Consider the following 7866-nt stretch of genomic DNA (forward strand, 5'->3'; position numbering starts at 1 on the left):
TTACAATAGAAGAAGTGAATAAAAAAGGAGAATGACGAATGAACTTTTTCGAACGTATGAAGCAGCTGACAGGCGTCAGTCTCAATAATGTACAAAAACAAGCAGTGCGCTTTCATGAAGGGCCACTATTATTATTAGCATCACCTGGATCCGGTAAAACGACTACTTTGAATATGAAAATTGGTTATTTAATGCTCGTTAAAAAAGTGCCAGCCAAGCGTATTTTAGCGATTACGTTTAGTAAAGCATCAGCACGTGATATGGAAGAACGCTTTGAGCAATTTTTCGGACGTTTGACGAATGAGCGCGTAGCTTTTTCAACGATTCATAGTTTTGCTTATAAGGTTGTACGCGAATATTTTTATAAAAATCAAATAGACTATACATTAATTGAAGGAAATGTGAGTGAAAACTTGCATAAGAAAGTCATCTTGCGGAATCTATTTTCAGAACAGGTCAAACAAGCACCGACTGAAGATGAGATGGATGAATTAGTGACATATATTAGTTTTGTGAAAAATCGTATGGTGGCGACAGATGAGGCACTTAAAAAAGTAAACTGCTCCATCGGTAGCGCCGCGAAAATCTTTCGAGCATATGAAGATTTTAAAAAGCAAAACGCTAAGCATGTCTTACTCGATTTTGATGATATGCTAACGTATTGCCTCGATATTTTACAGCGAGATGAAGAAATTCGCACGAAGTATCAACATTTATATGAATATGTTCTAACAGATGAATCACAAGATAATTCCGTCGTCCAACATGAGATTGTAACGATTCTAGCCGCTCCACAAAATAATTTATGTGTTGTCGCAGATGATGACCAATCGATTTTCATGTGGCGTGGTGCAGATGTAACGAAGCTCTTATCTTTCCAACAGACGTATCCGATTGGGAAAGTTTTAACGATGGCTCAAAATTATCGTTCGACACCTGAAATTGTAGATACAGCGAATACATTCATAAAACGAAATCGCAATCGCTATGATAAGAAGATGTTTACGGAGAATCCAAAAGGTGAACCGATTACAATTCATAATATGCGACGTTATGATTTACAACTCAACTATGTCGTACAGGAAATTCAAAAATCACCAAATCCAAAAGAAGTTGTTGTCCTCTACCGTAATAATGCATCTGCCATTCGTCTCATTGATTTACTTGAGAAAAAAGACATTCCATTTTATATGAAAGATGTCGACGTAAAATTCTTTAAGCATTGGATTGTAGAAGATATTTTAAACTTTATGCGCCTTTCGTATAATGATCGTCGCGCAGATATTTTAGAGAAAATTTATACAAAAATGAATGCATATATTAAAAAAGCACAGATGCAAGTATTACTAAGAGATGGCGAAGATACTTCTTGTTTTGACCGCTTACAAAAAAATACTCATGCGCCGTATCAAGAACAAGCTTTAAGAAAAGCTAAAAAGAATATTCAGAAGATGAATACACTCCCGCCAGATGAAGCGATTCAGCTTATTAGACGCGATTTAGGATATGATAAAACGCTGAAAAATCGTGCAGAGCATTTAGGTTTTAATGAAGAAAATCTATTGAGTATCGTTAGTCAGCTAGAGCATATTGCTGAAGGACTGCCAACACTTGAAGCATTCGCAAAACGATTAAAAGAGTTAGAAGAAATTATGAAAACATCTCGTTTTAATAAAAATGAAAATGTCGCTACGCTATCAACGATGCATAGCTCAAAAGGACTCGAATTTGATACTGTCTACATGCTAGATTTAGTAGATGGTGTCATTCCGTCGAAAGATGATGTGAAGGCTTATAAAGCAGGCGACGTTGAAAAGATGGAAGAAGCTGTTCGATTATTCTATGTAGGTATGACACGTGCTAGAAAACATTTGGAATTACTTACGTATAATCAGAAAGACGAAGAAACAACACGTCCTTCAGCTTTCTTAGAAGATGTTAAAAAAATTCTTCTTGGTGAAGAAGTAGGCGAATTACAATTGAGTGATGTTGTGGAGAAAAGTGAGAATAAACGTCCAAAAGAAATCATCACGAATAAAAAGTTTCAAAAGAAGGTGGTACGTGAACTACCAAAAGATGCGATTCAACAACAGCAAGATTTACAACGTGGCTTAAAAGTTTTGCATCAAGTCTACGATTTAGGTTATATAAAAAAAGTGACGGACGATGAAATCGAGATTGTATTCGATCATTATGGTTCTAAAAAGTTCATGGTGGACTACTGTTTGACGAATGGCATGCTACGTTTCGCAGAAGGCGTATCACAAACATAAATAAAAAGCCGAAATGACGCTATATGGCGCAATTTCGGCTTTTTTATTTTTCAGTTCATCGCGTCGTAAATGTTTTTCTAATTCTTGTTCTTTTTTCGATTTGGAACGAATTTGGATGCGAAAGAAGATGCTAACGTTGGTGAGTTCAATTAATGTGGTTGACCAGACAATAGGATCTCCAACCTTTACTTCCAGCGCTACTAAATCCAAAGAGTAATAAGGCAAAACCAGTTGTTGAGAGTAACATACGACCAATATCTAAAAGTGAGGCAATGCGACATTTAATAACGTCTGATTGAGTGTAGAGAAAAAACAGCCGACAATCATCACGAACACAATCAGACGCTTTGTTTTTTCAGGGATTTCTTGTTGTATAGGCGTCTCCTTTTCATCCACTCATCATCTGTACTTATATACCCAAAGTACACATATAAAAAAGAACTTCAACAAAAAATGTTAAAGTTCCTTTAAGATGATTAAAATGTTTCTTCAAAATCCTCATGCCAGCGATAATTGTAGAATGATTCATCTGTGAACCAATTGCTCTCCTCTGTATCGCCTTCTTCTTGGCGTTTGGCTTCTTCTTGTAGCATCCAGCCTGTTTGCGAATTATGTGCTTTCATCGCGTTCATTTTTTGTTCTTTTACATCGCGAATATTGTTGACGATATCAGGCTCACCTAATTCATCTAATGTATTATTCGCAAATGCTACACCATATAAACGTGGACGTTGTTTTTCATCCATACGACGCACTGCACGTACAACTGCACGAGCAGTAGCTTCGTGGTCAGGGTGTACCGCATAGTTCGGATAGAACGTAATGATAAGCGATGGATTGACTTCGTTAATTAAAGAAGTCATCATTTGTACCATTTTTTCATCATCTTCAAATTCAACAGTTTTATCACGTAATCCCATCATACGTAAATCTTGAATGCCAATCGCTTCCGCCGCTTTTTTCAATTCTTCACGACGAATCTCTGGTAGACTCTCACGTGTTGCAAAAGGTGGGTTCCCTAAATTACGTCCCATCTCACCTAATGTTAAGCAAGCATACGTAATCGGTACACCTGCATTAGCATATTGAGCTAATGTACCTGAAACACCGAATGCTTCATCATCAGGATGTGGGAATACAACTAAAATATGACGTTCTTCTTGTGCTAACATGTATTCTTCCTCCTTAATAAGTAAACGGTGTTTCACTAATTTCAAGTGCAACCGCTAATTTTCCATCATAGTCATGACCAGCCATTAATAAGCGACCTTTGTCATCTAATTCAAAATGTGTAATCCCCTGTGCATAAATCCAACCGCCGTTTGCAAGTTTTAAACCAACGCGATGCGGTACATCAGGTGTGATTTTTCCAAGTTCATATTGAACGAGTACATTACGAATGAATGCACCTGCATTGAATACTTTTTCATCAAAATGGTTTGCATAAGCGCCATTTGTCGTTTCTAGGTGGATGTAAACGTCTTTATGCGCAAATGAATCAATCAATTGCTGCAGGCGTTCTAAGTTTACTGTTTCCATTATTTTTTCGCTTCCTCTCAAAAAAAACATCTATTATTCATTATAATGTTGTTTTTCGAGAAATGCGATTCGTTTGCTTACTTAAATTGAACGACGTAAGCTGATGAAATTTAAAATATAGAAAATGAATGCAAAGAGTAGTAAAACAAGTAAATCAATATAAATCGCTTTAAAACCAAGTCCTTTATACATAATGCTATTCAGTGCATCAGCAGTATAGTAGAGTGGCATCACTTTCCCGACGTTTTGTAACGCGTAAAAAGAGAAATATAAAAAAGCATGGAAATCTTTTAGTTATAGAGAAAAAATTAAAAAGAAATATGAAATTTCGTATTATTCACCAACCAAAAATAAAAAAGGAAAAACTACGGTCATTATGTGGCATTATCAAGGCGTGATTGATCCGACACTACTTTATCGCACATTTCCAAGAGATTACAAAAGTGATGTGTATATTATGGATTATTTAACAATTCCCGTTTTTAAAGTAGGTAAAAAAAGATTAGGCGTTTATTTAGAGGGCAATAGCGTATCACTTTATTTAGCAGAAAATAAGAAGGCTTGGGATTATTTTGTTGATAGGACATCAAGTTAAAAAGTTCAAGCAAAAAAGGAATTGCATGTTAGAGCAATTCCTCTTTGTTTTAAAATCTATTAATTTGATGAAACAGGTGCTAATTCTTTCATTGTAACTGTTGGCGCACCGTAAATATTTTTCGCTGCGTGAAGTACAGGGCCTACGAATTGGTTTAATTTCCAACCATGTTGAATACCTGCTGCAACGAACTCTTTCGCTTCAAGAACAGCCTCTTTTACAGTAAGTCCTTTTGCAAGGTTCGCTGTAACGGAAGCAGCAAATGTACAACCAGCACCGTGGTTATAGTTTGTATCTACTTTCACTGTTTCAAGTAGGTAGTGTGTTGAACCATCATAGAATAAGTCGAATGCTTGTTCATGGTCAATACCACGACCACCTTTAATCACAACGTTCTTTGCACCAAGCGCATGAATTTTTTCAGCAGCCACTTGCATTTCTTCAATTGATTTTGGCGTTTTCACACCAGCTAATTGACCTGCTTCAAATAAGTTTGGTGTCGTTACTTTTGCTAACGGTAATAAATATTGAATCATTGCATCTACGTTCCCAGGATTCAATACTTCATCTTCACCTTTACACACCATAACTGGATCGATGACTACATTTTCAACACCTGAAGCTTTAATCGCTTCACCTGAAACTTGAATCACTTCTTCAGTTGATAACATACCTGTTTTTAATGCATCCACACCTGTTGAAAAAGTTGTTTTTAATTGTGCTTGTAACACATCTGTTGGTAAAGTGTACACCCCATGTGACCAATTATTATCTGGATCCATTGTAGCGATGACTGTTACAGCCGCTAAACCATATGTGCCATGTGCTTCAAAAGCTTTTAAATCTGCTTCTAAACCTGCGCCACCTGAAGCGTCCGAACCAGCAATTGTTAATGTTTTGCGTAAAGACATGAAAATCTCTCCCTTTGTATAAATGTCATAGTTTCATTGTAAAATGGGACTGGCTCGAATAAAATAGTCAAAAATGAAGTTTTTTATAAGGTCAGTTTTGTAAAAAGGAGGAAAATACATGAAAAAAAAGCTAAAATGGTCACTTTTCGCTATACTATTACTCGTTATTGTTATTATCGCAACCGTTCTCATCACAAAATATGTATCGAATCATACGAATAAGCAGACTGAAGACGCAGTTGTTGAAAAAATTACAGAATTGAATGAGTTAGCAACAGCAGAAGCTTATTTAAAAGTTATTGTGGAACGTGAAAATAATGCCTTATTCGGTGAAGAAATTGGTTTAGATATCCCCGGAACAAAGCAAAAATTATTAGTAGTCATGCCAGGAACTGTACGTGCAGGTGTTGATTTGAGTAAAATAACAAAAGAAGACGTACAAGTAGATGAGGAGAAAAAGACAATTCAAGTTACGGCGCCAGAACCACAGATTCAGGGGAAAGCAACGTTAGATTTAGAAAAAGTACAGGTTTTCTCAACGAATGGTCTATTTCGAGATGAAGCAACGGTGAAAGATGGTTATAGTCTAGCGAATGATGCGCAAAAATTAATGATCAAAGAAGCAGAAACAGCTGGATTACTGAAACATGCAAAAACAAATGCAGAGCAAGCCATTCGTAATCTTTTCTCAGCACTCAATTATAATACAACAGTTGAATTTAAGGAGTAGAGCATATATGAACTTACCAAATGATTGGCAACCTATTATGCAAGCAGAAATTGTAAAAACGTATTTTACGAATCTAATGCAATTTGTAGAACAAGCTTATGAAACAACACAAGTTTTCCCGCCAAAAGATGAGATTTGGACAGCGTTTGAAAAAACACCCTTTCACGATGTAAAAGTCGTCATCTTAGGACAAGATCCGTATCACGATGATGGACAGGCACATGGATTAAGTTTTTCAGTTAAATCAGGTGTGAAAATTCCACCAAGTTTACGTAATATGTATAAAGAATTAGCAGACGATTTAGATGTTTCAGAGCCAACAACAGGTAATTTGAATTGTTGGGCAGAACAAGGTATTTTATTATTAAACACGGTATTAACAGTAGAAGCTCATAAGGCACATTCGCATAAAAATAAAGGGTGGGAGCAGTTTACAGATGCAGTCATTCAACGATTAAATGAGCGCGCAGAACCAATGATTTTTGTACTTTGGGGCAAACCAGCTCAACAAAAGAAAAAATTCATTGATACAACAAAACATATTGTAATTGAAGGAGCGCATCCAAGCCCATTGAGTGCCTATCGTGGATTTTTTGGTAGTAAGCCATTTTCACAAATTAACCATCAATTAATTGCGTGGGGGCATGATCCAATTCAATTTAATTGTCAAAATGATGAACAACTACAATTTGAGCTTGAAAATGAACACACATGAAAATGAATATGATAAAGTGAAAGAGAAAGGTGGTCATACGGAGTGAAACCTAACTGCTTTTCTTGTCGCCATTTCATCGTGACATGGGACCCAGCAAATCCACGTGGTTGTCGTGCATACGGATTTAAGACACGTGAGCTACCCATCGCAGTCGTTAAAAGATCATCAGGCATGGACTGTCTGAAATTTGAAGAGAAACAGCGAGGAACAAACAGATGATTTCATATGATGCCATTATTAAAGAATTACAAAAGCAAATCGCACAAGCACAACAGGCTGCTTCAACAGCAGAAAAAAGAGAAGCCTTTTCGGCAATGCGTGCTTTATGTGATGTCGCATTGCAAACGAATGAACCGTCAGTTCAACCATCGTCATTTACAGCACCATCACAACCAACACAAGTGGTTCCAACACCACCTGTTCCGACACAAGCGAATAAATTACACGAACCCGATGCCAATGGGGATTCGCTTTTTGATTTTTAAAAGGAGAGACAAACTGTGAAAAAATTTATTATTACAGGTGCTATTATGGCATTCTTATCAGTCGCACTTGGTGCATTCGGTGCTCATGCACTTGAAGATTTCTTAGAAGCAAAAGACTATACAAGTGTATGGGAAAAAGCCGTAACGTATCAAATGTCGCATGCACTCGGATTAATTGCCATTGGTATTCTAATGGCTCCAAGTATTTTAGGACCTGTTAAAGAGCTAAAATGGGCAGGTAACTTACTAACAATCGGTATTATTCTATTCTCTGGTAGTTTATATGTACTCGCACTATCAGGAATTAAAGTCATTGGTGCAATTACACCAATTGGTGGCGTAAGCTTCTTAGCAGGCTGGATTTTTGTAATCCTTGCCGCTAAAAAATTCGCAAAATAAATATTTGAAATCTCGCCATCTATTAGATGGCGGGATTTTTTGTTGAAAGGGACAAATGGTCGGTCGAAAGGGAATCGCTGCGATTGAAAGGGACAAACTCGCGCGCGAAAGGGAATCTTGGCATTTGAAAGGGACAAACTCGCGCGCGAAAGGGAATCTTGGCATTTGAAAGGGACAAATCCACGCGCGAAAGGGAATCTTGGCATTTGAAAGGGACAA

Annotated in this window: 12 protein-coding genes; 7 read left to right on the plus strand and 5 right to left on the minus strand. The window is 36.9% G+C overall.

All coding sequences use genetic code 11. The annotated features are described in order from the left end of the window. Positions 1–38: 38 nt before the first annotated feature. Complete coding sequence (locus ACKVQX_RS11060; RefSeq protein ID WP_409136323.1) at positions 39–2273, plus strand: ATP-dependent helicase; 2235 nt, start codon at positions 39–41, stop codon at positions 2271–2273. 476 nt (positions 2274–2749) lie between these two features. On the opposite strand, the gene bshB2 is transcribed toward ACKVQX_RS11060, so the two are convergent. The 3 genes from bshB2 to ACKVQX_RS11075 all read right to left on the minus strand — a co-directional run bounded on the left by bshB2 (position 2750) and on the right by ACKVQX_RS11075 (position 4043). Beyond that, positions 2750–3445 (minus strand): bacillithiol biosynthesis deacetylase BshB2, encoded by a 696-nt coding sequence (gene bshB2 / locus ACKVQX_RS11065; protein WP_141274792.1) that lies wholly within the window; start codon positions 3443–3445, stop codon positions 2750–2752. A gap of 13 nt (positions 3446–3458) precedes the next feature. Then, positions 3459–3812, minus strand: a complete 354-nt coding sequence (locus tag ACKVQX_RS11070; RefSeq protein ID WP_068456069.1) for a YojF family protein — start codon at positions 3810–3812, stop codon at positions 3459–3461. Between the two features lie 81 nt (positions 3813–3893). Further along, on the minus strand, positions 3894–4043 hold the full coding sequence (locus ACKVQX_RS11075) for a hypothetical protein (protein ID WP_170214787.1): 150 nt from the start codon (positions 4041–4043) through the stop codon (positions 3894–3896). Between the two features lie 145 nt (positions 4044–4188). On the opposite strand from ACKVQX_RS11075, the gene ACKVQX_RS11080 reads away from it, so the two are divergent. Further along, positions 4189–4407 carry a hypothetical protein gene (locus ACKVQX_RS11080; protein ID WP_343174336.1) on the plus strand — a complete coding sequence of 73 codons (219 nt, stop codon included), beginning with the start codon at positions 4189–4191 and terminating at the stop codon, positions 4405–4407. Between the two features lie 59 nt (positions 4408–4466). Here ACKVQX_RS11080 and thiD read toward each other — a convergent pair whose 3' ends face one another. Then, complete coding sequence (gene thiD, locus ACKVQX_RS11085) at positions 4467–5318, minus strand: bifunctional hydroxymethylpyrimidine kinase/phosphomethylpyrimidine kinase (protein WP_409136324.1); 852 nt, start codon at positions 5316–5318, stop codon at positions 4467–4469. A 118-nt stretch (positions 5319–5436) separates the two neighbouring features. Between thiD and ACKVQX_RS11090 the strand changes: the two genes are divergently transcribed. Genes ACKVQX_RS11090 through ACKVQX_RS11110 form a run of 5 tightly spaced genes read left to right on the plus strand, consistent with a single transcriptional unit; the run spans position 5437 to position 7647 of the window. Further along, a complete protein-coding gene (locus ACKVQX_RS11090) occupies positions 5437–6048 on the plus strand; it encodes a DUF4230 domain-containing protein (protein WP_068456059.1) in 612 nt (203 codons plus the stop codon). A gap of 7 nt (positions 6049–6055) precedes the next feature. Next, on the plus strand, positions 6056–6763 hold the full coding sequence (locus tag ACKVQX_RS11095; protein WP_368634273.1) for a uracil-DNA glycosylase: 708 nt from the start codon (positions 6056–6058) through the stop codon (positions 6761–6763). Positions 6764–6805: 42 nt separating this feature from the next. Continuing rightward, the gene (locus ACKVQX_RS11100) at positions 6806–6982 is read left to right on the plus strand and encodes a uracil-DNA glycosylase (protein ID WP_082701485.1); all 177 of its coding nucleotides are present in this window, start codon (positions 6806–6808) and stop codon (positions 6980–6982) included. Further along, entirely contained in the window at positions 6979–7248 is a 270-nt protein-coding gene (locus ACKVQX_RS11105) for a DUF5327 family protein (protein WP_068456052.1), read from the plus strand. The genes ACKVQX_RS11100 and ACKVQX_RS11105 overlap by 4 nt, the downstream gene beginning before the upstream one ends. A 15-nt stretch (positions 7249–7263) precedes the next feature. Beyond that, entirely contained in the window at positions 7264–7647 is a 384-nt protein-coding gene (locus ACKVQX_RS11110) for a DUF423 domain-containing protein (RefSeq protein ID WP_087680850.1), read from the plus strand. 22 nt (positions 7648–7669) lie between these two features. Here ACKVQX_RS11110 and ACKVQX_RS11115 read toward each other — a convergent pair. Continuing rightward, the coding region (locus tag ACKVQX_RS11115) for a hypothetical protein (RefSeq protein ID WP_409136325.1) at positions 7670–7866 on the minus strand (197 nt) is incomplete at its 5' end.

This window comes from Kurthia sp. ISK08, assembly GCF_046159805.1.
In the GTDB taxonomy this organism is placed as follows: Bacteria; Bacillota; Bacilli; order Bacillales_A; family Planococcaceae; genus Kurthia; species Kurthia gibsonii.

Coding starts and splice junctions, on each gene's coding strand:
- thiD (WP_409136324.1), bottom strand. CDS start 5,318: ATGTCTTTACGCAAAACATTAACAATTGCTGGTTCGGACGCTTCAGGT.
- ACKVQX_RS11090 (WP_068456059.1), top strand. CDS start 5,437: ATGAAAAAAAAGCTAAAATGGTCACTTTTCGCTATACTATTACTCGTT.
- ACKVQX_RS11070 (WP_068456069.1), bottom strand. CDS start 3,812: ATGGAAACAGTAAACTTAGAACGCCTGCAGCAATTGATTGATTCATTT.
- ACKVQX_RS11075 (WP_170214787.1), bottom strand. CDS start 4,043: ATGCCACTCTACTATACTGCTGATGCACTGAATAGCATTATGTATAAA.
- ACKVQX_RS11095 (WP_368634273.1), top strand. CDS start 6,056: ATGAACTTACCAAATGATTGGCAACCTATTATGCAAGCAGAAATTGTA.
- bshB2 (WP_141274792.1), bottom strand. CDS start 3,445: ATGTTAGCACAAGAAGAACGTCATATTTTAGTTGTATTCCCACATCCT.
- ACKVQX_RS11105 (WP_068456052.1), top strand. CDS start 6,979: ATGATTTCATATGATGCCATTATTAAAGAATTACAAAAGCAAATCGCA.
- ACKVQX_RS11080 (WP_343174336.1), top strand. CDS start 4,189: ATGTGGCATTATCAAGGCGTGATTGATCCGACACTACTTTATCGCACA.
- ACKVQX_RS11060 (WP_409136323.1), top strand. CDS start 39: ATGAACTTTTTCGAACGTATGAAGCAGCTGACAGGCGTCAGTCTCAAT.